This is a genomic window from Paenibacillus hunanensis (assembly GCF_034055775.1).
In the GTDB taxonomy this organism is placed as follows: Bacteria; Bacillota; Bacilli; order Paenibacillales; family Paenibacillaceae; genus Saccharibacillus; species Saccharibacillus hunanensis.
This window is the reverse complement of record NZ_CP139194.1, coordinates 4,041,221-4,065,365: the sequence shown is the minus strand read 5'-3', so window position 1 is coordinate 4,065,365 and position 24,145 is coordinate 4,041,221. Positions and strand designations below refer to the sequence as shown.

21 protein-coding genes are annotated in these 24,145 nt (G+C 47.0%); 14 read left to right on the top strand and 7 right to left on the bottom strand.

Going from position 1 to position 24,145, the window contains the following annotated elements:
* Positions 1–58 precede the first annotated feature (58 nt).
* From SK066_RS16505 to SK066_RS16465, 9 genes are all read left to right on the top strand, one after another.
* Entirely contained in the window at positions 59–1,792 is a 1,734-nt protein-coding gene (locus tag SK066_RS16505) for a S1C family serine protease (RefSeq protein ID WP_320542296.1), read from the top strand.
* Between the two features lie 179 nt (positions 1,793–1,971).
* On the top strand, positions 1,972–2,661 hold the full coding sequence (locus SK066_RS16500) for a response regulator transcription factor (protein ID WP_188773870.1): 690 nt from the start codon (positions 1,972–1,974) through the stop codon (positions 2,659–2,661).
* A 16-nt stretch (positions 2,662–2,677) separates the two neighbouring features.
* On the top strand, positions 2,678–4,291 hold the full coding sequence (locus tag SK066_RS16495) for a sensor histidine kinase (protein ID WP_320542295.1): 1,614 nt from the start codon (positions 2,678–2,680) through the stop codon (positions 4,289–4,291).
* 413 nt (positions 4,292–4,704) lie between these two features.
* Positions 4,705–5,679, top strand: a complete 975-nt coding sequence (locus SK066_RS16490; protein ID WP_188773872.1) for a 4-hydroxy-3-methylbut-2-enyl diphosphate reductase — start codon at positions 4,705–4,707, stop codon at positions 5,677–5,679.
* 469 nt (positions 5,680–6,148) lie between these two features.
* Positions 6,149–7,213, top strand: a complete 1,065-nt coding sequence (aroF, locus tag SK066_RS16485) for a 3-deoxy-7-phosphoheptulonate synthase (RefSeq protein ID WP_320542294.1) — start codon at positions 6,149–6,151, stop codon at positions 7,211–7,213.
* A gap of 649 nt (positions 7,214–7,862) precedes the next feature.
* On the top strand, positions 7,863–9,287 hold the full coding sequence (glnA, locus tag SK066_RS16480; RefSeq protein WP_320542293.1) for a type I glutamate--ammonia ligase: 1,425 nt from the start codon (positions 7,863–7,865) through the stop codon (positions 9,285–9,287).
* A gap of 300 nt (positions 9,288–9,587) precedes the next feature.
* Complete coding sequence (serC, locus tag SK066_RS16475; RefSeq protein ID WP_320542292.1) at positions 9,588–10,676, top strand: 3-phosphoserine/phosphohydroxythreonine transaminase; 1,089 nt, start codon at positions 9,588–9,590, stop codon at positions 10,674–10,676.
* A 160-nt stretch (positions 10,677–10,836) separates the two neighbouring features.
* Positions 10,837–11,301 carry a tRNA (uridine(34)/cytosine(34)/5-carboxymethylaminomethyluridine(34)-2'-O)-methyltransferase TrmL gene (gene trmL / locus SK066_RS16470; RefSeq protein WP_320542291.1) on the top strand — a complete coding sequence of 155 codons (465 nt, stop codon included), beginning with the start codon at positions 10,837–10,839 and terminating at the stop codon, positions 11,299–11,301.
* A 229-nt stretch (positions 11,302–11,530) separates the two neighbouring features.
* Positions 11,531–11,785 (top strand): AbrB/MazE/SpoVT family DNA-binding domain-containing protein, encoded by a 255-nt coding sequence (locus SK066_RS16465; protein ID WP_188773877.1) that lies wholly within the window; start codon positions 11,531–11,533, stop codon positions 11,783–11,785.
* Positions 11,786–12,065: 280 nt separating this feature from the next.
* Here the strand turns inward: SK066_RS16465 and SK066_RS16460 are convergent, their stop codons facing one another.
* Positions 12,066–13,133 carry a phosphodiester glycosidase family protein gene (locus SK066_RS16460; protein ID WP_320542290.1) on the bottom strand — a complete coding sequence of 356 codons (1,068 nt, stop codon included), beginning with the start codon at positions 13,131–13,133 and terminating at the stop codon, positions 12,066–12,068.
* A complete protein-coding gene (locus SK066_RS16455; protein WP_407673687.1) occupies positions 13,130–13,537 on the bottom strand; it encodes a hypothetical protein in 408 nt (135 codons plus the stop codon). The genes SK066_RS16460 and SK066_RS16455 overlap by 4 nt, the downstream gene beginning before the upstream one ends.
* Before the next feature lie 289 nt (positions 13,538–13,826).
* Here SK066_RS16455 and SK066_RS16450 point away from each other — a divergent pair, with 289 nt between their 5' ends.
* Together SK066_RS16450 and SK066_RS16445 are read left to right on the top strand one after the other, a co-directional pair.
* Positions 13,827–14,600 (top strand): response regulator transcription factor, encoded by a 774-nt coding sequence (locus tag SK066_RS16450; RefSeq protein ID WP_188773880.1) that lies wholly within the window; start codon positions 13,827–13,829, stop codon positions 14,598–14,600.
* A gap of 33 nt (positions 14,601–14,633) precedes the next feature.
* Entirely contained in the window at positions 14,634–15,851 is a 1,218-nt protein-coding gene (locus SK066_RS16445) for an aminotransferase-like domain-containing protein (RefSeq protein WP_320542289.1), read from the top strand.
* Positions 15,852–16,043: 192 nt separating this feature from the next.
* Here SK066_RS16445 and SK066_RS16440 read toward each other — a convergent pair whose 3' ends face one another.
* From SK066_RS16440 to SK066_RS16420, 5 genes are all read right to left on the bottom strand, one after another.
* Complete coding sequence (locus SK066_RS16440) at positions 16,044–16,880, bottom strand: HAD-IIB family hydrolase (protein ID WP_320542288.1); 837 nt, start codon at positions 16,878–16,880, stop codon at positions 16,044–16,046.
* Positions 16,881–16,985: 105 nt separating this feature from the next.
* A complete protein-coding gene (locus SK066_RS16435) occupies positions 16,986–17,129 on the bottom strand; it encodes a hypothetical protein (protein WP_320542287.1) in 144 nt (47 codons plus the stop codon).
* A gap of 12 nt (positions 17,130–17,141) precedes the next feature.
* Positions 17,142–18,353 carry an MFS transporter gene (locus SK066_RS16430; protein WP_320542286.1) on the bottom strand — a complete coding sequence of 404 codons (1,212 nt, stop codon included), beginning with the start codon at positions 18,351–18,353 and terminating at the stop codon, positions 17,142–17,144.
* Between the two features lie 260 nt (positions 18,354–18,613).
* Complete coding sequence (locus SK066_RS16425; RefSeq protein WP_407673827.1) at positions 18,614–19,555, bottom strand: ROK family protein; 942 nt, start codon at positions 19,553–19,555, stop codon at positions 18,614–18,616.
* Positions 19,556–19,708: 153 nt separating this feature from the next.
* Positions 19,709–20,425, bottom strand: a complete 717-nt coding sequence (locus SK066_RS16420; RefSeq protein WP_320542284.1) for a DUF2161 domain-containing phosphodiesterase — start codon at positions 20,423–20,425, stop codon at positions 19,709–19,711.
* A 364-nt stretch (positions 20,426–20,789) separates the two neighbouring features.
* On the opposite strand from SK066_RS16420, the gene SK066_RS16415 reads away from it, so the two are divergent.
* From SK066_RS16415 to SK066_RS16405, 3 genes are all read left to right on the top strand, one after another.
* The gene (locus tag SK066_RS16415; RefSeq protein WP_188773883.1) at positions 20,790–21,797 is read left to right on the top strand and encodes a globin-coupled sensor protein; all 1,008 of its coding nucleotides are present in this window, start codon (positions 20,790–20,792) and stop codon (positions 21,795–21,797) included.
* A gap of 268 nt (positions 21,798–22,065) precedes the next feature.
* Complete coding sequence (locus SK066_RS16410) at positions 22,066–22,311, top strand: type B 50S ribosomal protein L31 (protein WP_188773884.1); 246 nt, start codon at positions 22,066–22,068, stop codon at positions 22,309–22,311.
* Positions 22,312–22,687: 376 nt separating this feature from the next.
* Complete coding sequence (locus SK066_RS16405) at positions 22,688–24,022, top strand: MBL fold metallo-hydrolase (RefSeq protein ID WP_320542283.1); 1,335 nt, start codon at positions 22,688–22,690, stop codon at positions 24,020–24,022.
* Positions 24,023–24,145 lie beyond the last annotated feature (123 nt).

Here is a 24,145-nt window from a genome sequence, read left to right as displayed (position 1 = left end):
TACACACACATGGCATACACAATGCATTCATATCATGGGAATCTGGGAGGTTTTCTTCATGGAAGATAAGAACAAAAATGAATTGAGCAACGGCATGTCTGGTGACGGCCAAAACAATCATACAGCAAACTCTACGCCGAACGAACCAAGCAACGAACAATCGCACTACTATTCCTACGGCCCATTTCAATCGTTTAACAAAGATGGTCGTGAGGGCAACGAGGAACGTCCTGCAACACAGACACCATCTCCATCACAGGTTGAAGTAACGCCTCCTGCACCGACTCGCCCGATCTACAGCTCGGATCTGAACAATACACCACGTGGTGGACAACAGGACCCACTGAATCAGCTACACAGCTCAGGTAACGGAAATGGCGGTTACAATGGCTACAATGGTGGTGGCACTGGTGGTAACGATGGCAACAACCGTAAGCCGCAATTCCAGTACAACAAGCCAAAAAGCCCGGTCAAGACGATTGTAGCTTCTGTGCTCGCCGGCATGATTATTATGACAGGTGGAATGTACGGCGCAGATCGTGCGAACCTGTTCACTGGCGGCAACGCTGCGGCGACGTCGAACACTGTAGCAACGACAACGACAACACCTACCGAAAGCAACTCAGTGACACAGGCAGCATTGCCAGTCGGCTCCGCTGACGTGGCGGACGTAGTGAAAAAGGCTAGTCCAGCTGTCGTGAAAATCGAAACTTATTCCAATTCCCGCTCTGGTAGCGGTGGTGGTACTAGTAACAATCCGTACTACAATGATCCGATGTATCGCTTCTTCTTCGGTGATCAATTCGGTAACGGTGGTGGAAGCGGAAGCGGCGGTAGTGGCGGCGGCTCCAGCAATGGTGGCGGTAGCAGCTCTTCCGGTTCATTAACTCCACTCGGTATCGGCTCTGGCTTTATTTTCGATAAGAGCGGTTATATCCTGACCAACGCACACGTAGTTGGTGATGCCGATGTGATTCAAGTAACACTGGAAAACAACAAAACACCGTATGAAGCGAAGCTGATGGGTAAGAGCACTGATCTTGACCTGGCTGTGCTGAAAATTGAGCCAACTGAGGGTCAAACAGACTTCCCTTACATCTCGCTCGGTAACTCCGACAATATGGAAATCGGTAGCTGGGTCGTTGCAATCGGTAACCCACAGGGCTTTGACCACACGGTTACTGCTGGCGTACTGAGTGCGAAGGAACGTAGCATTACCGCTTCGGATGAAGAGAACGGTCAATCGACCAACTATCAACATCTGCTGCAAACCGATGCGTCCATCAACCCTGGTAACTCCGGTGGCCCACTGCTGAACATGAATGGGCAGGTTATCGGTATTAATACCGCTGTGAGCCAGGATGCACAGGGTATCGGCTTTGCGATTCCGTCTAATGTTGTAGCCAAAGTAGTGGAAAACCTGAAAACAGGCAAAGAAGTACCAGCAACACCTGTACCATTTATCGGTGCATCGCTGATGACGCTGACACCTGAAATTTCGCAACAGCTGGGCATTAATACAACAAGTGGCTCCGTCGTAACCGAAGTGCTGTACAGATCACCTGCATATCAAGCTGATCTGCGCTCGTATGATGTAATCACAGGTATTAACGGCACGGCGTATTCCAACAGTCAGGATCTAATCACTGCGATTCAGAAGCTCAAAGTGGGCGATACTGTTACGGTGAATATCATCCGTGATGGTAAGAAAATGGATCTGAAAGTGAAAATTGGCGATCGCAATCAATATCAAAACTCGATCGGTAGTTCGGATAACGAAGGCGGACAATAATCTCGACTCACTCCATGATCCGGCTGGAAGATCATAGCCGGTTTATATAAATGAAAGGCGGAAGGGATATCCTTTCCGCCTTTTGTGTGATTGTATACAGGAAGTAGTGTAAAATGCATTTCGTTGATACAATAGAACCAGTGATCGATCTAAGAACGTTGACCAAAGGAGAAGCCGCGATGAGACCAACTATTTTAATTATTGATGACGATGAAAAGATTATCTCCATGCTACGGCGTGGATTGGCTTTTGAAGGATACGAGGTGCTGACGGCTTCCAATGGAGCGGAAGGCTTGAATAAGATGCTGGAAAATGATCCTGCCCTGATGGTACTGGATGTGATGATGCCACAGGTGGATGGATTCGAGGTGTGTCGCCGTGTACGTGAAGCGGGAATTTCCGTGCCGATTCTGATGCTGACCGCGAAGGATGAAGTGGAAAATCGGGTGCGTGGACTGGATGCAGGTGCGGATGATTATCTGGTGAAGCCCTTTGCACTGGAGGAGCTACTTGCGCGTGTGCGTGCTTTGCTGCGCCGTAAACCGGATGCGGATTCATCCAATACAAATCGTTTGTCGTTTGAAGACTTGACGCTGGATGCGGATGCACGTGAGGTGACACGTGATGGTCAACGACTGGAACTGACTGCAAAGGAATTCGAGCTGCTGCATCTGTTCATGCAAAATCCGAAGCGTGTGCTTTCCCGTGATCTGATTATGGATAAAATCTGGGGCTATGACTATAGCGGCGAATCCAACGTACTCGAAGTATATATTGCGATGCTGCGCCAGAAGACAGAAGAGCATGGTGGCAAGCGTCTGATTCAAACCATTCGGGGGGCAGGCTACATTTTGAGAAGCAACACCTAAGGAAGGGACTGACAGTATGTCAATACGCTTAAGACTAACAGTATGGTATTCTGGCATATTAGCGGTGACGTTAATGCTGTTCAGTGTAGCAATCTATGCGTTTGTTTATTTTAATACGTATCAGGAGCTGCGTACCCGGCTGCTGGATCAGGTATATCGGATTCAAGTATCAGCAGGGGTTCCTGATAGTCAGGGGCATGTGGATCTGCTGCCATCGGTAAAGGATTATTATCGGTTGATGGAATCGGGATTTCGAATCAAAATTGGTAATTATACCGATGCTTCACGCGAGCATTCGTATAACGGGAGCTTTCTCACCGTACCTGCTCCTGATAAAATTCCAAGTGATCTACAACAGGTTGATTATAATGGACGCTCATACTTAGTTGCCTACGGGGGCATTTTCTCCACCACTAATCCGAATCAGCTGCTAGGCGTGATGATCATTGCAGCCGATATGACCGATTCTAACCAGCTCTTTGATGATCTACGGGTTACGCTCATTGTCGGCTCACTGGCAACGCTGTTTATTGCCTTTACACTCGGATTGTTCCTGGCGCGTAAATCGATGGCGCCGATCGGCAAGGTGATCAAGGCAGCGAATCAGATTCAAAATGGAAAAGACCTGAGCGTACGTATCGATTACGATGGGCCATCGGATGAGATCGGTCAGCTAATCAGTACGGTTAACGGGATGCTTGGGCGTACCGAGGTGTTTTATAAGGAGCTGGCAGAGGCGTATACTGCACAGCGTCGCTTTGTCTCGGACGCTTCTCATGAGCTGCGTACACCGCTCACAACGATTCGCGGGAATGTTGATTTGCTGCAAAAGGCATGGAACAAAAAGCCGGACGAAGCGCCGCATCTGGATGAGCATATGCTCAAGGAGCTGTCGATGGAGGCGATCAACGATATTGCTGACGAAGCGAAGCGAATGAGCAGGCTGGTCAACGATATGCTATCGCTGGCACGCGCAGATGCTGGACAGACGATTGTTAAGGATAGTCTGCCTGCGGGTGAGCTGCTGGAGGAAGTGGTGCGCCGAGCGCAGTTTATTCCGCATCGTGCCGAATGGAAGCCTGCCGATATGACGGAGCTGCATGAATATTTTGTGTACGGGAATAAAGATTATTTACAGCAGATGCTGTTTATCTTTATCGAAAATGCGTTTAAGTATACGCCAGAAGGCACAGTGACGCTGGATACGGTCATTTATCCAGAGCAGATTGGTGTGCGTATTAGCGATACAGGAATCGGTATGGATCAGGAGGAGGTTCCACATATTTTCGAGCGCTTCTATCGTGCAGATGAATCGCGTGGTGTAACGCCAGGAACCGGACTCGGTCTATCGATCGCCAAATGGATTATTGATGCGCATGAAGGCTCCGTAGAAGTCGTTACAGCTAAAGGCAAAGGCACGACGTTTGTGATCTGGCTTCCGCTGGCAGCTGTTCCGGTAGAAGGTGAAATTTTGCCAGAGCGCTTGCCGGATAGCGAGGAAGTGCTGGATCTGCCGGAGACGAAGAAAGAGCAACCGAAAAAAGAGCCAAAAAAAACGATTCTCAAGCCGATCAAAAAGAAACCGGATAGGGAAGAGCCTCCTGCCGATAAAAGTGCGGGTGACGAGTGACCATACCAGTAACTATGAACAATTACACGATGATTGAACAGGTACAGTGTGAGTAAAAAATTACGGTACGAATGAAAAAGTACAGTACGAGTAAGCAGGCACTGTACAATGAGTAGGACTTGCAGCTTTAGCGACACGTCACTCCAAAAGCAGCTTGTACTATCAGGAGACTCCATCCTAAATCAATCCTAAGCAATCGTCAGAAAAGTAATCAACAATCAGAAAAGTAATATCAACGACACTCTAGCTCCTTACATGTACAATGTAAGCGAGTACGATCAGGCACAGCCCAGCGAAATCGGAATAAAGTGACCGGCTTCGCAGGCGGTGCCTTTCTGTTGTTGTCAGAATACGTTATAATGAATGGGTATGGCTATTATGAGCAAACCCGAGAAAGCAGGTGTCTAGCCCAGATGGAAATCGTAAAAATTGCGCCACGTGGATACTGTTATGGTGTCGTTGACGCTATGGTTATCGCACAACAGGCTGCGCAGAATCCTGATCTGCCACGCCCGATTTATATACTAGGCATGATTGTACACAACAGTCATGTGACCAAAGCTTTTGAAGATCAAGGCATCGTTACACTGGATGGCCCGAACCGACTGGATATTCTTGATCAGGTCGAGAGTGGTACGATTATTTTTACCGCTCACGGCGTATCGCCAGAAGTGCGCAGGATCGCTCGTGAAAAGGGATTAACTACGGTTGATGCGACCTGTCCTGATGTGACTCGCACCCACGATCTGATTCGTGATAAAACAGCCGAAGGCTATGAGATCATTTATATCGGTAAACGAAATCATCCTGAGCCAGAAGGTGCGATTGGCGTTGCCCCGGAGCATGTGCATCTGATTGAGAAGGAAGAGGAAATCGCTGATCTGAACGTACAGGCGGATCGTATTCTGATCACCAACCAGACCACGATGAGCCAGTGGGATATTCGTCATATTATGAATAAGCTGTTGGAGAAGTTCCCTGGTGCTGAGGTGCATAATGAGATTTGTCTTGCAACTCAGGTGCGTCAGGAGGCTGTTGCGGAGCAAGCTGGACAGGCGGAGCTGGTAATCGTTGTTGGTGATCCGCGCAGTAATAACTCCAATCGACTGGCGCAGGTATCCGAGCAGATTGCCGGTGTAACGGCATATCGAATTTCGGATATTACCGAGCTGGATCGTGAATGGCTGAAGGGCAAGTCCAGAGTAGCGGTGACCGCAGGTGCGTCTACACCAACACCGATTACGAAGGAAGTGATCGGCTATCTGGAAAAATACGATAATGACGATCCATCCACATGGGAGATTGTACGTACCGTAAACCCAGACCGTCTATTACCGCCTGTACGCGAGAAAAAGGGTAGAACGACCAATCAACCGGTTCGTCGTTAAACGTCGCTTATATCGCTACTGAGGGCGTCTGATAAGGCTTTTATCGCTTGTAAAGGCTGGCACAGTATTATCCTCCATTTCTTTCTATTGTAAAGAAATGGGTAATTAGCACAGCTAAAGAGTATCGCCGATCATTCGGTGATACTCTTTTTTATTTGATCGTAAAGGTGAAGCGGAGCAGTAAGGGGATAACAAGTGAGTACGGTTATACAGGTATCTATAGCGATGAAGCAACATGAATGGTGTGAGGGTCTTGACAAGGAAGGGCTAAAACGATATATTTACTTTAGTAATTAAAAGCTTAAAAGCGTGTAAGCTAAAAAGCGAACAAGCGTTAAAGTGAATGATGACGCTGAATGATATCGAACATCGAAAATCGTAACGAGCGTGATCTTCCCATCATGGCTCACCCTTCCATTTCATATCTGTATAAAACCATACATTGTCCATATCAAAGGAGAGAATGATTATGATCGCAAAAGTATCCAAGCAAGCCTCACAGGAACAATTAAATGAAATTGTAAGCATAATTCGTGAAGAAGGTGTACAAGCCCATATTGCTCATGCAGCAGATGGTATTGTCGTTGGCATGATCGGCAAGGTTACACCTGCACTACAGCAGCGTCTTGAACAGCATACCGTTGTACAGGCAGTGAACAAAGTGTCCAAGTCCTACAAGCTGGCAAGTCGTGAATTCCATCCGGAAAATACAGTGATCGAGATCGGCGATGTACGTATCGGTGGCGGCGAGCTGGTCGTGATGGGTGGACCATGTGCGGTAGAATCGGCAGAACAGATTGATGAAATTGCTCGTCTGGTCAAAGCAGCAGGTGGTCAGGTATTACGTGGTGGCGCGTTTAAACCGCGTACTGGCCCATACAGCTTCCAGGGTGTAGGAGTGGAAGGCTTAATTATGATGGCGGAAGCAGGGAAAAAGCATGGTCTGCTCACGATTACAGAGGTCATGACACCGGAATATGTAGATATCTGTGCAGAATACGCGGATATTTTGCAGGTTGGTACGCGTAATATGCAGAACTTCGATCTGTTACGTAAGCTGGGTGAGGTGCGTAAGCCCGTGTTGCTCAAGCGTGGCTTCAGTGCAACATACGACGAGCTGCTTAATGCAGCAGAATACATTCTGGCGGGGGGCAATAAGGATGTAATGCTATGCGAGCGTGGTATTCGTACATTTGAAGGCTACACACGTAATACGCTCGATCTGTCAGCTATTCCTGTTCTTCAGCAGCTCAGCCATCTGCCGGTCATTTCTGATCCGAGTCATGGTACAGGGCGTCGTGAGCTGGTCGAGCCGATGACACGCGCTTCTGTTGCAGCAGGCGCAGATGGACTCATTATTGAAATGCATACCGATCCAGACAACTCCATGACCGGTGATGGCGTACAATCGCTATTCCCGGATCAATTCGCACGATTGCTGCGTGAGCTGGAGCAACTCGCACCGATTATCGGCAAAAGCTTTAACACTGCGAAGGCGCCAGCAGAGCAGTTTGCTGTATCCGCACAGGCATAATACGTAGAGAAACCAACTAAATAGTGAATCGATGAGCAGAAGTGTTCAGCTTGTACAACTGAACACTTCTGCTTGAAATTGAACAATGAACAGGTTGATCACAATAGGATCAGCCTGTTTGGTATATCGTTAAGGATTTTAGTACCAAATTATCGTTTTCATCATTTCATGCAAACAAATGCAAAAAAATGAGCATTAATCACAAACCTGCTTCAAAAAAAGCTGATAGATCAAGCATTTCTTGCTTTTTTTCATACGGATAAAGCATCGTTTAGAGGCTTAATGGTCGGAATAAAGCTACCGTACTTCCCGCGCGGGGCTTGTAGTTTACGTGTGAAAGGAGTAATATGCCATTTAAATATTAGATTCATTTGCTGGTGTGACGCTTTAAAGCGTGTAGTGAATAAGTGGTAAGGCATAACGCATCACATTGCTTACACGCTATGCAATCGTTGATTGACGAAGCGATTTCTTTTTTGGTAAGCTATGAAGTGTAAGCATTTCTTACATTTCAGCCAGAAATATATCACATGGCTATTGACGATGTCAGGTTTTTGGTTTTATAATGACGACAGAAAAAAAACGAGAACATGAACATTTGACATTAGAAAAAGTTGCAATGTTCGGAAATTTGGGGAGGAAAGTACAAATGCCGGTAGAAAATGTATTGAAGCTCGCACAGGAAAACAATATTGAGTGGTTCGATTTCCGTTTCGTAGATTTGTCGGGACGTGCACACCATATCTCACTGCCATCTAGTGAAGTGGATGAGGATACTTTTGTGAATGGTGTAGCGTTTGACGGTTCTTCTATTCCAGGCTTCCGCGGTATTGAAGAGTCCGATATGGTTATGATGCCGGATCCAGAATCCGTGTTTATCGATCCATTTACCGCTCATCCGACAATCAACGTAATGTGCAACATCTACACTCCAGATGGCGAGCGCTATGAGCGTGACCCACGCGGTATCGCCGAGAAAGCAGAAGAATTCCTGCAATCCAGCGGTGTAGGTACAGCGGCATTTTTCGCTCCAGAATCCGAATTTTTCATCTTTGACGATGTTCGCTATCAGAGCGATGTGAACGTATCGGCGTATTCCGTAGATTCCAATGAAGGTTTCTGGAATACAAACCGTAAAGAAGAAGGCGGCAACCTTGGTTTCAAAATCCGCAAAAAAGGCGGTTATGTACCTGTTGCTCCAGTTGACTCCCAGCAAGATATCCGCAGCGAAATGTGTCGCCTGCTGGAAGAAGCTGGTCTGAAAATCGAGCGTCATCACCATGAAGTAGCAACAGCTGGTCAAGCGGAAATCAACTTCCGTTTCGATACTCTTAAATTCACAGCAGATAACCTGCTGAAATACAAATACATTGTGCACAACACAGCGGTACAATACGGCAAAACAGCAACATTTATGCCAAAACCACTGTTCGGTGACAACGGTAGCGGTATGCACGTTCACCAATCCATCTTCAATGGCGACACGCCTCTGTTCTACGAAAAAGGCGCTTACGCGAACCTGAGTGAAATGGCTCTACACTACATCGGCGGTATCCTGTACCATGCACCTGCACTGATCGCGCTGACAAACCCGAGCACGAACTCGTTCAAACGTCTGGTTCCTGGCTACGAAGCACCGGTTAACCTCGTATTCTCCAAAGGTAACCGTTCCGCAGCAGTACGTATCCCGGTAGCCGCTGTAACACCTAAAGGCTGTCGTATCGAGTTCCGTACACCAGACTCCACAGCTAACCCTTATCTGGCATTCTCCGCTATGCTGATGGCTGGTCTGGACGGTATCAAAAACAAACGCGATCCACGCGAGCTGGGCTATGGTCCTTTCGACAAAAACATCTACGAGCTGTCTGATGAAGACAAACAAGGAATCCGCAGTGTACCTGCTTCCCTTGATGAAGCTCTGGATGAGCTGGAGAAAAACCATGAGTTCCTGCTTCAAGGCGACGTGTTCACAGCAGACTTTATCGCTAACTACATCGCGTTCAAACGCGCTGAAGCAAAAGACGTTGCAATCCGTGTACATCCACACGAATTCAGCCTCTACTACGATTGCTAATCGGCTGACTGCCGATTTACACGGTAACACAAGCCGCACGGCTGCTGAATCCTCCGGAATGACTGTTCCGGAGGATTTTTTAATAAGTCATCTGGATGTAAAGGCTTTGTTCGGAAATAGGCACAAACCGCCGTTATTCATGCCTACTGTAAAAAATAATCGCTTTTGATACCAGCGTGACAAAAGACACTTGCTCACCCTGGAAAATGCTGATATCATAGCGATAATTACCACAAACCTGACATCACCTCTTTACAGGGATAAAGATGTCATGCTGAATCTGAAAGGGTGGAGTAAGAGATGACCAAGAGAGCTTATAATTTCAATGCCGGTCCGGCTGCATTGCCGCTGGAAGTGCTGGAGCGCGCTCAGAAGCAATTTGTAGACTATGAAGGTACGGGAATGTCGATTATGGAAATGTCGCACCGTGGAGCGGTGTATGAAGGCGTACATAAAGAAGCTGAGCAGCGTCTATTATCTCTGCTGGGTAATCCGGAAGGATTTAAGGTGTTATTTCTGCAAGGTGGCGCGAGCACACAGTTTGCAATGATCCCAATGAATCTGCTGGGTGAAGGTAAAGTAGGTAGCTATGTGGATACGGGGAGTTGGGCAGGCAAGGCGATTAGCGAAGCGAAGCTGCTTGGTGAAACGCAGGTTGCTGCTTCCACTAAAGAAGATAACTACATGCGTGTACCGGCGGCTGACGAGCTACAGATTGCTCCAGACGCAGCTTATGTGCATCTAACTTCGAATGAAACGATCGGTGGCGTACAATTTAAGCAATTCCCGGACACAGGCGATATTCCGCTAATCGTGGATATGTCGAGCGACATTTTGAGCCGTCCACTGGATATGAGCCAATTCGGCATGATTTATGCAGGCGCGCAAAAGAATCTGGGGCCTTCCGGCGTAACAGTTGTCATTGCACGCGAAGAGCTGGTGAATAATTCACCAAAGCATATTCCGACGATTTTCCGCTATGACACTCATCTTAGCAATGGATCGCTATACAATACACCGCCATCGTTTGCGATTTATATGGTTAATGAAGTGCTGAAATGGATTGAGGAGAAGGGTGGTCTGGAGGGCGTAGAGCGTCTGAACGAGCAAAAGGCGAACCTGATCTATGATGCGATCGATAACAGCAATGGTTTCTATAAGGGTGCAGCTCATGCAGATAGCCGCTCCCATATGAACATTACTTTTAGGCTGGAAACGGAAGAACTGGAAAAAGCCTTTGTTAAGGCATCCGAGCAAGCAGGCTTTGTTGGTTTGAAGGGACATCGTAGCGTAGGAGGTCTGCGCGCATCAATTTATAACGCTGTACCGTACGAAAGCTGTAAAGCGTTGGTAGAATTTATGCAGGATTTCCAGAAAAAACACAGCTAATAGAGCAACTTTTATAGCTCGTTTGCGTTAAAAAGAACAAGCCTTCCCTTCTGGGAGGGCTTTTTTTAAAAATATTCAACTATTTTTTGTCAAAAGCTGTCGCAATTTACCGAGATAGGTTATAATCAAAAAGAACTAGATAAAAGGTGGAAACAGAACTATGGCACTACACATTGTATTGGTCGAACCAGAGATACCAGCGAATACTGGCAATATTGCCAGAACATGCGCAGCTACAGGCATTCACCTGCATCTTGTGCATCCTTTGGGTTTTAGAACAGATGATGCTACTCTCAAAAGAGCCGGTCTTGATTATTGGCATGCTGTGAATATCGAGTATCATGATTCTTTTGAAGAGGTTCAAAAGTCCTACACTGGTCATCGCTTCTTTTATGCCACTACCAAGGCTAAAAACAGATATTGTGACTTCCAGTTTCAGGATGGCGATTTTTTCGTATTTGGCAAGGAAACAAAGGGGCTGCCGCCTGAGCTGATTGCAGCTAATCCGGAGACGGCGATGCGTATGCCGATGTCTGGTGATGTTCGCTCGCTGAACCTGTCCAATTCAGCGGCCATCATTGTATATGAAGCATTACGGCAATTGGATTTCCCCGGCATGAGCTAACAGCAGCTTGGAGTGCAGTGAGAAAAGTCTTGCTTCTAAAAGAAAGAATAGAAATTAGTAAAAGTTAGCAGGATTCAACAAGTAAGCGAAGAATATACAGAGAAGTGAAATAGAGAATATATAGTTTATATTCCAAATTTTATTACACTGATGTTCTTCCTTCACTTGTTATCGAGTATGTGCATCAGGCACATACTCAAGTATCAATTACAGAGAGGTGTATAATTGTATGAAACCGGCAGGCGTTGTACGTAAAGTTGATCAATTGGGAAGAATTGTGTTGCCAAAGTCGCTGCGTAAAAGATATCAAATGAATGAAGGAGACCCGGTTGAAATTCTTGTACAGGGTGATCATATCATTCTGGAAAGATATCGTCCGAAATGTGTATTCTGTGGCTCTATGGAAGAAGTGAGCGAATTCAAGGATCGCTATATTTGCGCACAATGTGTAACTGAAATGAACTTGATTCCGAAAAATGCCTAATTCATTTAATGAGTAACATGTAAGGGGATGAGTGACCAGGATAATGCCTGTGCAGAAGCAATTGGACAGGTAGCACACTGCGCCATGCCATTCGAATTGGTCCCATACAAATATGAATCATCTCCGGTCGCTTTGATTGTAAATATAAAGACCTTCCAGCCTGATCTCAGGTCGGAAGGTCTTTTTTGCAGGCGGTTATGTTCTACTGCTATCGTCTCACTGCTCTGTATAGAACATGCTGCTGCTCATGCGAAAGCACTATCGATACATAGTCTCAACCTTATTTGAAAAAGAGAAAGTTCGTAGCTACCGGACGAAGCGAGCCGTCGGATGGATGATTGACGACACGCCCATTTAAAATGAGCGAGGTGGAGCCGCCGCCATCCAGATTGTAGGCATCGATCACGCCCATTTTATACAGCTTATCCTGTAGCTCCTTGAGAGTGGCACCAGAGCTACCATTCTCATTGTAGCCGTCTGCGGCAATGACGATCAGCTGATCATCCTTATACTTACCGATGACGGTACGCGGAGCACGCAGTGGAGTCTTCTGCCATTTGTCTGGGATCGGTGTTTTTTGACCATTTTGAATTAGGATCGGTACAAAGGAAGCACCGAATGAAGGTGATAAAGCATCGAGCTTTTGCTGATTGGAGAATTTGCCACCAATCAGCTGCCCTGAATTGTTCAGACCGACAAAGAACAGATCCTTAAAGCTCGGTTGAAAGCCACTTACATACTGACCATTCAGCATCGTCGTGCTAAGCGGATAGCGCTTGCCTGCTGAATCGGCAAAGCCACCTGCGTTAATACCAGCGATTGCGCCATAGCGCTGGGTAGCTGTTAAGGTCGTTTCTGCTCCGCCAAAGGAATCCTTGCCAAGCGTCATTTTCATCGCTTCTGGATCGCGTAGCTTGATCTTCATCGCATAGGCGCGATACGAGCCTGGATTCAGACGATACAGCTCAATATTAATGCGCTGACTATTCACACGCTCTACTGCGGCACCAAGCCTTGAGGTGATGCGCCTATTGTAAATCTGCTCTGGCTTTTGCGCCTGCGTTGAAGCTGTACGCACGATCGATGACATCGCTGAGGTCGTGCGATTGTACAGACGTGTTGTTTTCTCAATCGAGGCGGATGTCTGTACAGCAACCTGCTCTGCCTGCTGCAAGCCATTCATAATACTTGATGTCTGCTCGCTCAGTGCTGTACGGGGCTTATAGGGCTCCAGCTCGAGCGGAATACTTACGTCATGCGGCTGAAGTAATAGCACCGCGAACACGCCGACGAAGGGCGCAATCGCTAGCAACAGCAAACGATTGATCCGTCTAATACCTTTGTTCATTTGAGCAGCTCCATTTTCTTTTGTAGCGTATTGAGTTGCTTTTGTACTTCATTAAGCTGGGTATACAGCTTGTTACTATTATCCGTCTTGTTGCTGGCATTATCCTTTGTAAAGGTGAGCAGCTCGTTAAAGGAATCGACCTTGCTTTGAAGCTGCTCCATCTCCTTGGACATCGTTGTCAGGCGAGTCTCATAATCACTTTGCAGGGTAGCGATCTGTCGCTCCGTATCCGCCTTGATCGCGGTGATCATCTGCTGTTTCAGGTGATTGCTATATAGATACGCTGCTGTCGCTCCGAGCGCAATAATGACGATCAAAAACACCAAAAACCATCGTGCAGAGGTGCCGCCTGAGGGCCGCGGACGTGTCATGGAGCGCGAAGTAGGCTCTGTTTTGGAATCCATGTCGGATCACCTCGTTTTGTTATTATTTTGAACAAATTTCATTCTAACATGTGGGTAAGGGTGCGTCCATTTCTGAAATAGGCGTACATGTCACCAATTAAACCTCCTGTTGAACAGGCATCGTGTAAGTCTAGAAAATAATATTTTACCTGTATGAATATATAGAAGAAAAGCAGCAGATAGGATTAAAATTCCACTACTATTGACCGATATGTAACTATACAGTCATAACAATTAGCAAGCAGAAGTCCGCAAAATAGATGGATTGATACAGGGAGGAAGTGCCCCAATGGATAGCGTATGGAAGGTTATCATGATTGATAATCATCCCGCATTAATGCTGGGAACGAAGATCATATTGGAAGAAACCGAAAGCTTGAGTGTCGTTGGTACAGCAAGCTCGGTCAAAGATGGGGTTAAGCTTGCCGCACGTACAAGCCCTCATCTGATTCTGCTGGATGACTCACTGCCAGAGGGCAATGCAGAATTTTATTTGCGCCAGATTAAACGCAGTAGTCCGGACAGCCATGTGATTGTACTGACGGGAGATAATAATCTATCGCTATTTGCCGGGCTGATGAGCATGGGTGCAAGTGGCGTGCTTTCCAAGGAATCCTCGCCTGCCCAATTGCTGCATCTGATCAGTGGCTTGCGTCAGGGACTGACGGTCATTCCATTATCCTGGCTAAGTCAGGGCGTTGTACCGGTGCCTGCTCAAATTCCGACCGATGGCTATTTTGAGCTGTCTCAAATTGAACACACGATCATGACGCAGATTACACAGGGGTTTACATACGATAAGATCGCTGAGACGATCCGTGTAAGCCGTCGTTCTGTTGATAATTATCTGCGTAAAATTTATGACAAGCTGGGTGTGAGCAGCCGTGCACAGGCGATTGAGAAATACACGCTGTATTCACATACCGCTTCATTCAAGGGTGCGCTGGAAAGCCTTCCGAATGTGATTGCTGTGGAGTCCTCTGTCGGTATCGAGCCGATTCGTACATTAAAGACCAAAGGCGCGTCAAAAAAGGTTGCTCTGGATTCAAGTTCAGGTGTATGATCTTGAAAAAGCATCGTACAGGAGGCTGAAACGGTGAAATTTTCATTTGCATCCAGAGTAAGCAAAATGCCGCCCTTTTCGGTTCGTCCAGATCGCCGTGCACAGCGCCGCGAATCATGGATATCGCTGGCAGAGGAATTGCCAGCAGAAGAACTGTTTCCGCTTGCTCAGCTGGGTGAAGCGGCAGGTGCGGTATTTTCAGCTGGTCCGCTTGCGCTGCAATATGGCGATGTTGCCGGTTCACTAGCATTACGACAATGGCTGCATAGTCGCTGGCAAAAGGATCAGAAGCTGGTGGTAGATCCGGCGGATATTTTGCTTACCTCAGGTAGTCAGCAGACGATTGACTTGCTCGTTCGCATTTATGTGAATCATGGTGATGTGGTGTTGATCGAATCGCCTGCACCACCAGGCTGCTTGCAGGTATTGCATTTGCAGGGAGCGCATGTGGTTCATGTGGAATGCGATCGTGATGGCATGCGCCCCCAGGAGCTGGAGCGCCTGATCGCTCAGCATCAGCCCAAGCTGCTGTTCGTATCGCCGAACTTTGGCAATCCGACAGGTAGAGCATGGACGCTGGAGCGACGTAAGGCGGTGCTGGAGCTTTGTCGCAAGCATGAGCTATTGATCGCAGAGGATGATGCGTATGGCGATCTGCATTTTGGATCGGAGCAGGTACGCTCTTTTCGGCGTCGATATCCGAGCTTATTTCAGCTAGATCGGGAGCTGGGGGGGAATCATGTGCTGTATATCGGTTCCTTTAGCAAAACGATCGTGCCTGCGCTTCGTATCGGCTGGGCAGCTGGCGATCCACAGCTCATTGAGGTGCTATCGGCAGCAAAGCAGACCGCTGACTGGCAATCCAGCACGATGAACCAGGCAATTCTACTACGCTTGCTACAGTCGCCACGCTTTGATTGGGATAGCCATATTACGATGCTCAATCGGGAATACGATATTCGGCTCAAGTTGATGCTGGAGCTGCTCAAACGGCCGAACTGGCGTGGTACAGAGGTAGAAGTACCCGTAGGCGGCATGTTTTTATGGGCGCATTTACCGGAGCAGCTGGATGGAGAGCAGCTATTGGAGCGTGCGCTTGCGAAGGGTGTATCCTTTTTACCGGGCAGACGCTGTTATGCTGACGGACAGGGTAGTAGCTATATTCGGCTGAATTTTACCCATCCGGGGCGTGAGGAATTGCTGCTTGGTATGAATCTGATTTCGGAAGCCATTGCTGAAATGAGAGGCTGATGCTTCGAGTTGTAGCAGCAATGGCTGGCAGAAGGGCAAGCAGTCGGTACCGTCATACATATACAATGCTGAATCATACACCTTCAGGTGTGCACATACATGAATATATGAAAAAGCCGCAGGGATGATAATCCATTCTGCGGCTTTTTGCTGGGATGGGCTGGAAAATACTGGGGGCGGTGCTTCTCCAGATTATTTAGCTGGTTCAGCGGATAGTGGTTGGCGAAGCTCCTGTAGGGATAGCATTTTATCGATTGTAAGCAGCACTCCATTTTCCTCGTTCGAGCGGGTGATGAATTGAGCGGCCTGTTTGGTGTTATCACAGGCATTCCGCACAGCAAAGCTATATTCGGCAATGCCCATTAGCTCGATATCATTTTCACCATCACCAAAAGACATCGTTTCTGCCATACTTACGCCGAGCATCTCCTGCAACCATCGAACCGTCTCACCTTTGTGAGTGTGAAGTTCGGTAATATCAAGCCAGCGTGCTTCTGAATCGACAATATAGATCTGACCCCGCATACTGTGCTCGATATGCTGACGAAGCGCCGTGCTGCGTTCCCATGGATCATAGACGGTAAGCTTGATAAACGGCGTATCGATCTGCTCCAGATCATCGGTTTGAATGACATGCTGGTATGATCCTTTAACGACATCATAGATCGCTGGATCAATTGAGGTATGCACATAGGCAGACTCACTGGTGCAGGCGATAATTGTCAGCTGTGGATCGAATTCGGTAATGCTGCGTATCGCTTGCTGCGCCAGCTTCTGCTCCAGTGTGAATTCGCGCATGAGCTGACCGTCTCGCTTGATCCGTGTAGCGCTATCTCCCAGAATCCAGATTCCTTCACCAACATCCTCAAATAGCTTTTCCACACGCTCACATTGCTTACCCGTGCAGGCAGCAAAGGCAATGCCTTGCTCCTTCATTCGTGCATATACGCTTTGAAATAGCTCCTTATCAAAGCTGCTTTGATTGTTCAGAAATGTCCCATCCAAATCGGTTACGACTAGTTTAATCACATCGTATGCCTCCTTATTCATCCACTTTATAAATAATGTTTATTAAGTATCTATACCAAGCCTAAGCGTTGGAACCCGTTACATGTCAACTGTTTATTTTGATATTTATTCGAACCAATCGTCAGCAGAGCGAATCGGCTTTACACGTATAGGCTCATTCGACATTTGCATGCAGAGGTATACGCCACACCAGACGATTGCAGCAAGCACAGTGCATCCGCTCACCAGTCCAATTAACGATAAGATCATCTTTGTTCCTCCTTATTTTCTAGCTGCCAGTATACGGTTCACACGCTCGGTGCTGCCTAACATACAGAGCAGAAAAGTTGTAATCACGATCGGAAATAGTCCGACCGATAGCGAAGCTGCCATCACACCGAATAAGGGAGGTAAGACTGTGGTGCCTGTATAAGCAACCGCCATCTGGTAGCCCATCAAGCGCGCGGAATTGCCTTTGCCAAAACGAGCAGGCGTTTCATGCAGCAGACTTGGATAGATCGGTGCCAGTCCGAGTCCAACGAGAATTAAGCCAGCTAGAGCAAAGCTGTCTGGTAACGGAAGCAATACGATAATGCCACCAGCTAGTGCCGTCCATTGACCAAATCGAATCATGAGCAGATTGCTCAGCTTGAGTGATAGAAAGCCTGTTAGGAAACGACCGAGCGTAATCCCGCCATAATAGAGCGAAATCCAGGCAGCAGCTGTTTGCGCTTCGATCTCTCTTGCACCGACCAGATAGCTGGCTCCCCATAATCCAACCGTCGTTTCCACCCCGCAATAGAGTAGAAATGCGAGCAGCGTTGGCTTTACGCCATGCAATTTAAAAATAGATAGGGTCGCGGATGTGGTGGAGTTGCCGATCGGTTCAAGCTGCTCTGCTTGCTGCTCGGCATTTTGATTACGATCAGTACGGGCGCGAGCGGAAGCAACCTTACCCCAGAGCGGTAAACTAAATAGCAAAACGATCACCAGTCCAAACTGAATCATCGACACCGCACTATAACCATGCCGCCAGGCTCCCTGATTTGCAAGATGATGCGCCATAATGATCGGGCCCAGTGTAGCGCCGATTCCCCAGAAGCAATGCAGCCAGTTCATATGATGAGCTTTATAATGGGCAGCGACATAATGATTAAGCGCTGCATCTACAGCACCGCCGCCCAGCCCCAGTGGAATCGCTAGCAGCATAAGCCACACTAGAGACGGTGACCATGAAAAGCCAAATAGGGCAAGTGCAGTCATAAGACAGCTCAGCAGCGTAATATTGCCTGTGCCAATCTTTTCGATTAATTTGCCGCTGAACAGGCTGGATACGATAGTTCCTGCCGCAATAATCATAGAAATGAGCCCCGCTGCTTCGAGTGAAGCGTTCAAGTCTTGCCGCATGACTGGCCATGCTGCCCCCAGTAGCGAATCCGGTAAGCCCAGACTAATAAATGCAAGATACACAATAACTAAAAACCATGTTGCCATCTTCATACTCCTCTGCTGTATAGTAAACAAGCTTCGAATAACATGTTCAAGATAGCATATTTTAAATACTTTATAAAGATATTTTATTAAGTGGATACAGATTCATGTATCATGTATGTTTCGGGTATTTCTCTACTTCGTGAAGAATAGGAATATCCAAATAGTAAAAGCCATCAATCCAGTAAAAGGATTCATGGCTTTAGAATATAATTCAAGAGCAACTTTTCCAGAGCAGTTTTGAAAATAGTACCAAAACCACATCATTCGTAGGAAGCAACAGGTTGGAGCGCTTGTAATGTCAGTGAGCGCATTCCAGCTTCAAAGTCATCCTCGAAGTTTTCCTTTTGAATAAGATCGGGATAGACAGGGCTTGGATAGCGGGTACGATACGTCTCCAGAGCTTGTCGCCATGCCTGTTCCTCGACATGATTTTGATAGATCACCATATGATCGGGCGCGAGAATGGAATTCACACTTTGAATGATCCAGCCGATTGCATCTGCAATTCGTTCTGGCTTTGATTCGGTATACCAGTCAATATCGAACGGAAGGAACTTGATCTCACCCGCCATCCCGTTTTTGCCACGCATCAATCTGCCGCCTTGGTGAATTCCCATACCTGGTGGATACAGATAAGGAAAATAAAGACCTGTGACCGTACGATCGACACCTAGCTGCTGGTTCGTATGATAGCCATATACAGCTGCATTCACATCATTTTCAAGGAAGACAGGGAGGTTAAAGCGTTGCTCAATCTGTTCCATGATGCGTACGCCCTCTAGCTCTCGGTGGCTACTGATTACGATCTCGCCATCAACGACCTGACCAGGTACGCCAATTCCAATGGACTGGATCGCTGGATAGGCGGCTACACATTCGTCGATCAGCTGATACAGTGCTTCCTGCTGAAATGAGGGGACGATCTGCTCTCGTTTGCTCAGTACACGATTTTCCAAATTAATAATGACACTGGATAGCAGAAACTTTCCGCCACGATCCTTCATATAGATAACCAGTCCAAGGCTAAAATCATAATTGTAACGGTAGGTTAGCGCGGGACGACCACCATTAGACGGAACGAGTGCATCCTCGAAAATCTCACCGCGCTGATGCAGCTCACGCACAAGGGAATTGATCGTCACCACACTCAGCTTTGTTAACGCTGCGAGCTGTGGCTTGGTTGCCGTTTCAACTTGCTTCATCACCTGACGCACATGGTGGAGATTGATTTGCTTCATCATATTGGCATTTGCTGTTCTCATGAGTTCCTTTCCACGCGGATACCGGATATGAATTCTATACTGCATCCGCATTGGTGCATCGTAAATACATCGATTTCGTTTAACGTGAATCGTCTACTGGGAACCAAAGCGATTCATAATGTGCACATAATCATCCAGTGCCTGCTTGCCAGCATCGGTCAGGCGATAGCTGCCACGAGCGATGCGTTCAAACCAGCCATAGTAATTCGCCTGCATAATCGTAGCCGTGGATGCAACGCCACTCTGTTCTCTAAGCTCGCGCGGAGAGATGCCTTCGCGTGCACCGAGTGCCTGCGCTACTCGTAGCGCCTTTTCCCGATAAGCGGTGACGAGCTTTACGCCTGTACTGCCGCCCAGATTATAATCGCCGCTTCGTTCAGTAAGCTCCCGTAAAAGTCGTTCGCGGCGGCTACCTTTGCGCGGAGTGACCGTGTTGGTAGAGACGACAGGCTTGCATAGAACCTCAACCAGTGGCGATTTGGTTTTGTAAAAGGTCACCGTGATCAGTCCGAGTCCAAGCCGCTCACATAATACAATCAGCTCGCTCCAGCGCTGATTAGCAGCGCCTTTTTTCGCGCGATTGCGTTCAACGGCAACATACACATTGCTGCTTAGCTTTTGCCGCTCGATTCCTTGCAGCAGCAGTGCCAGATTAAATGTTTTTTTGATCTCGATAATCAAGGGCTCGTTCTCGTTATGTTTTACACCGACCAGATCACAATGTCGTACTTCGCTTTTGACTTCATAGCCCTGTTTGACAAAAAAATGCTTGATCGGTAAATAAAGCTCGGTTTCGCGTTGTACTGCCATATCGTATACGTTCTCCTTCATAGCTGGATCATCAAGCTATGCCGTGATCCTGTTCAAGCGTCTGTTCTGTGTACCATTATCATTATAAAGGAATAATATAACGCGATAAACAGTAGATACGTGTTCATATTCTTTCCGGAGCAATAGATTAAACGAAGAATGCGAAGCGAGGCTAGCGAAGCATCCATGATTATGGTCTGAAATTCGACATCGACTCTTAAAATTCGGCATTCTTTACTAAAATAACGGTAGCATTGATCCGATGTAAATATTAATAAGTAATTATTGAGTAATTATGTGAAAATAAGTGAATTTGATATGGGTGAGAATCCATACGGGGATATAAAAAAGGGGGACATTTGGCATGATTAATGTTGTCGCAACACGTTTGAGACAATTGGAATATATAGGTTTGACTGAAAAAGAATTATCTTTATTATCTAAGCATCGCGATATATTCGCAAAAGTTGTAGATGAGGTCGTCGATTACTTTTACAACCATATAGAACGTTATCCTGATCTACAGCAGGTGATTCAGCGCAATCAATCCTCTGTCCATCGACTCAAGCAGACCCAGCGAGATTACTGGCTATCTCTAGCTGGTGGCAAAGTTGATGACGAATTCATCGAGACGCGTTTGAAGATTGGACGCATTCATTCGCAGATCGGTCTGAATCTGGATTATTATCTAGGTACGTATATGACCTATACCGACATTTCAGCACGCGTACTCAGTCGAGAGCTGCCGGAGGAATGGATCGACGTGCTGAATGCACTGACCAAAATGTTCAATCTGGATTCACAGCTTGTGCTGGAAGCCTATGGGGAACGTGAGCAAAGCCAGATTCGCAAAATGGGTGAGCAAAAGGAGCATATGCTAGCGGCAATTACCGAGGTTGTGAATCGAATTAGCGATATGATTGCGCGTTTGAATGCGAATGCACGTGCGATTTCAGATTCTGCCAGTCATATCGCGTCTACTCAAGAAAACTCGCTTCAAGAAATGAATATGCTGGGCGATGAAGTGAAGCAAATCGGTAAAGTAGGCTCGCTTATGCGTGAGTTGTCCGATCAGACCCATCTACTCGGACTCAATGCATCGATTGAAGCGGCTCATGCGGGCGAATATGGAAGAGGCTTTAGCATTGTCGCTCAGGAAGTGCGTAAGCTGGCAGGCTCTTCCCATAGTGCGCTACAGGATATCAACGGTACACTGGAAGTTATTTTGCGTAAGCTTGCTCAGGTAGAGGGCGATTTTAAGCAAAATGTAGAATTATCTCATCAGCAAGCACAAAGCTCGGAGGAGCTAGCTATTTTTGCTCATACGATTGAAGAGGTTGCGCGTGAGCTCGCCGCACTTCAGGAGAGTTAAAATACGCGCTAGCAGATGAAAAGGGTAAGCCATAAAATTTTAAAAAGTGCATTCGATGAAATATTTGCTTTCTATCGAAGTGATAGAGGGCGAATATTTTGTTTCCTATTCGCATAACAACAGACATACTTAGTTTTACGACTTTAAAAAACAACATAAAATTCCTTAAAAATTAATGCCAGAAAAAAGCAGAAGTTCTTTGACATTTTGAATCAACAGTGTATAATGGGAATAGTGCGATTAATTTTACGAAATAAGGTGATTACTCATGAAAAAAGAAGGACATCCTCAATTTCAACAGGCTATTTTCCTGGACCCTAGCTGTGGATATAAATTCCTGAGTGGAACAACGAAGTATTCCAGCGAAACTATGGAGTGGGAAGATGGTAACACTTACCCTGTAATTCGTGTTGATACCAGCTCTGCTTCTCATCCGTTCTACACTGGTAAACAAAGAAACGCAGACGTGGGTGGCCGCGTAGACAAGTTCAACAAAAAATACGGCTTGAAATAAGACCGATTTACGATGAACTTCTCTTCATAACCGTTTCGGTTGTGAACCGTCATAAAAAGCGTACCGCAAGCATTCATTGAGTGCATGCTGGTACGCTTTTTTTGTATGCCTATGGATATACATCTATTGAAAGCAATCGACAGATCCAGATGGCATGTTCGTAAAGAGGATGTACAGTATTGTATGAGTATCATAAAAAAAAGTGGAAGCTCTATCCAAAAAGTTTATATTGCGTTTACATTGTCCATACACTGTCTGCAAATTAAGCCTTTATACTGATCAAGAAACGTGCTGCTCTTGTATACATTCAAAGCTACGTAAAATGATGGAAGCCGATTCTGCTGAAAAACGGTGAAAACAGATGGAGTTGACTAACATGATGGAGCTTACTATTCTTGGTGGTCCCGGAGAGCATGGCCGTTCCAGCTATCTGCTTCGGCGCGACGATCAGTATATATTGCTTGATTGCGGAATGGATATACAGCCGGAATATGATGGGGAGCGTGCCAGGCTTGGGCCAATTGTGCCGGGGCTACAGGCGGTCTTTTTATCGCATGCTCATGAGGATCATAGCAGCGGTCTGCAAATCCTGCAACACTATGGATATCAGGGTGAGATTTGGACGACCCGAGCTACAGTGCGCCAGCTACCTGTCTGCCTGAAAACGATGGAATATGAGCGTTATGCGCTTACGGAGGCGCGTGGCGTACATACACAGGCGGAAGTAATGAGCAAAGACGAGCTACAATTTCGCTATCTTGAGGATATGGCACCGCCCGGAGAATGGATCTCGATTCGTCCAGAGCTTGAAATCTGTTGGGGACGAGCTGGGCACTTGCCGGGTTCGATCTGGATTACGCTCAACTGGTATGGCAAAAAAATATTTTATACTGGCGATTACAGCGCCGAGTCGCGCTTGCTACAAGCGGATCGCCCACTGCATCATTCACGTATCGTATCGCGCGCTCATCCGTTGCCAGGGCAAATTCCCGATCTCGATCTGGCGATTGTAGATGCGGCGTATGGTGTGGATACCGATCGGCAGGGCAATAAGCTGGCTCAGCTTGGTCGGTATATGAAGGAAACACTGCTGCACTCAGGTACGGTGCTATTGCCGGTGCCTGTGTATGGACGTGGGCAGGAGCTGATGCTATGGGCGTACGAGCAGTTTCCCAAAGTTCCGATTCTGGTCGAGCAAGAATTGCTGGATGCGTTAAGGCTTTTTGCTTCCGACGAGCGATGGCTACAGCCAGATGGGGTAGGGCGAATTGAGCGACTGCTTCAATCAACGCGCCTACATAGCATGACCGATGATTCATCCCGTGAGGCGTTGATTCAAGCTCATTCCTCTGCGCTCATTTTTACCGATGATGGGATGATGCAGTCAAGTAAGGCGCAACAGCATTATATGCGGGTCGCAGCAAGGCAGGATAATCGTGTAATTTTCACAGGTGATCTGGCACAGGGGTCGTTTGGACGGACGCTCATGATGGATATGGAGCATCGGGGCTGTCAGATTCTCCATGTGCGCTACAAGGTGCATCAGGGGCTACCGGATGTGCGGCAAATGCTGCTCGATCTGAAAAGTCCGCGTACCCTGCTCGTGCATGCACCGGTTCCACGAACTGATGGACTGGCACTGCGTCTGGAGCAGGAGGGCTTTCAGCAGGTGCACTCCTTGCTAGCAGAGGAGCAACTCGTATTTGGTTAACAGGTAATTGATCATTAAAGGAGCGTACAGCTAGGCATAGAAATGCGGCTGTACGCTTCTTTTTTATGCTGATATCGCCTGGATCCATGTGCAAGTTAAGCCTTCTAGTAGTATGGTATATTG

Coding starts and splice junctions, on each gene's coding strand:
- SK066_RS16435 (WP_320542287.1), bottom strand. CDS start 17,129: ATGATCTTATCGTTAATTGGACTGGTGAGCGGATGCACTGTGCTTGCT.
- SK066_RS16420 (WP_320542284.1), bottom strand. CDS start 20,425: ATGGCAGTACAACGCGAAACCGAGCTTTATTTACCGATCAAGCATTTT.
- SK066_RS16425 (WP_407673827.1), bottom strand. CDS start 19,555: ATGAAGCAAGTTGAAACGGCAACCAAGCCACAGCTCGCAGCGTTAACA.
- SK066_RS16450 (WP_188773880.1), top strand. CDS start 13,827: ATGGATAGCGTATGGAAGGTTATCATGATTGATAATCATCCCGCATTA.
- glnA (WP_320542293.1), top strand. CDS start 7,863: ATGCCGGTAGAAAATGTATTGAAGCTCGCACAGGAAAACAATATTGAG.
- SK066_RS16505 (WP_320542296.1), top strand. CDS start 59: ATGGAAGATAAGAACAAAAATGAATTGAGCAACGGCATGTCTGGTGAC.
- SK066_RS16465 (WP_188773877.1), top strand. CDS start 11,531: ATGAAACCGGCAGGCGTTGTACGTAAAGTTGATCAATTGGGAAGAATT.
- SK066_RS16500 (WP_188773870.1), top strand. CDS start 1,972: ATGAGACCAACTATTTTAATTATTGATGACGATGAAAAGATTATCTCC.
- SK066_RS16455 (WP_407673687.1), bottom strand. CDS start 13,537: ATGGATTCCAAAACAGAGCCTACTTCGCGCTCCATGACACGTCCGCGG.
- SK066_RS16405 (WP_320542283.1), top strand. CDS start 22,688: ATGATGGAGCTTACTATTCTTGGTGGTCCCGGAGAGCATGGCCGTTCC.
- SK066_RS16490 (WP_188773872.1), top strand. CDS start 4,705: ATGGAAATCGTAAAAATTGCGCCACGTGGATACTGTTATGGTGTCGTT.
- serC (WP_320542292.1), top strand. CDS start 9,588: ATGACCAAGAGAGCTTATAATTTCAATGCCGGTCCGGCTGCATTGCCG.
- SK066_RS16410 (WP_188773884.1), top strand. CDS start 22,066: ATGAAAAAAGAAGGACATCCTCAATTTCAACAGGCTATTTTCCTGGAC.
- trmL (WP_320542291.1), top strand. CDS start 10,837: ATGGCACTACACATTGTATTGGTCGAACCAGAGATACCAGCGAATACT.
- SK066_RS16430 (WP_320542286.1), bottom strand. CDS start 18,353: ATGGCAACATGGTTTTTAGTTATTGTGTATCTTGCATTTATTAGTCTG.
- aroF (WP_320542294.1), top strand. CDS start 6,149: ATGATCGCAAAAGTATCCAAGCAAGCCTCACAGGAACAATTAAATGAA.
- SK066_RS16460 (WP_320542290.1), bottom strand. CDS start 13,133: ATGAACAAAGGTATTAGACGGATCAATCGTTTGCTGTTGCTAGCGATT.
- SK066_RS16495 (WP_320542295.1), top strand. CDS start 2,678: ATGTCAATACGCTTAAGACTAACAGTATGGTATTCTGGCATATTAGCG.
- SK066_RS16415 (WP_188773883.1), top strand. CDS start 20,790: ATGATTAATGTTGTCGCAACACGTTTGAGACAATTGGAATATATAGGT.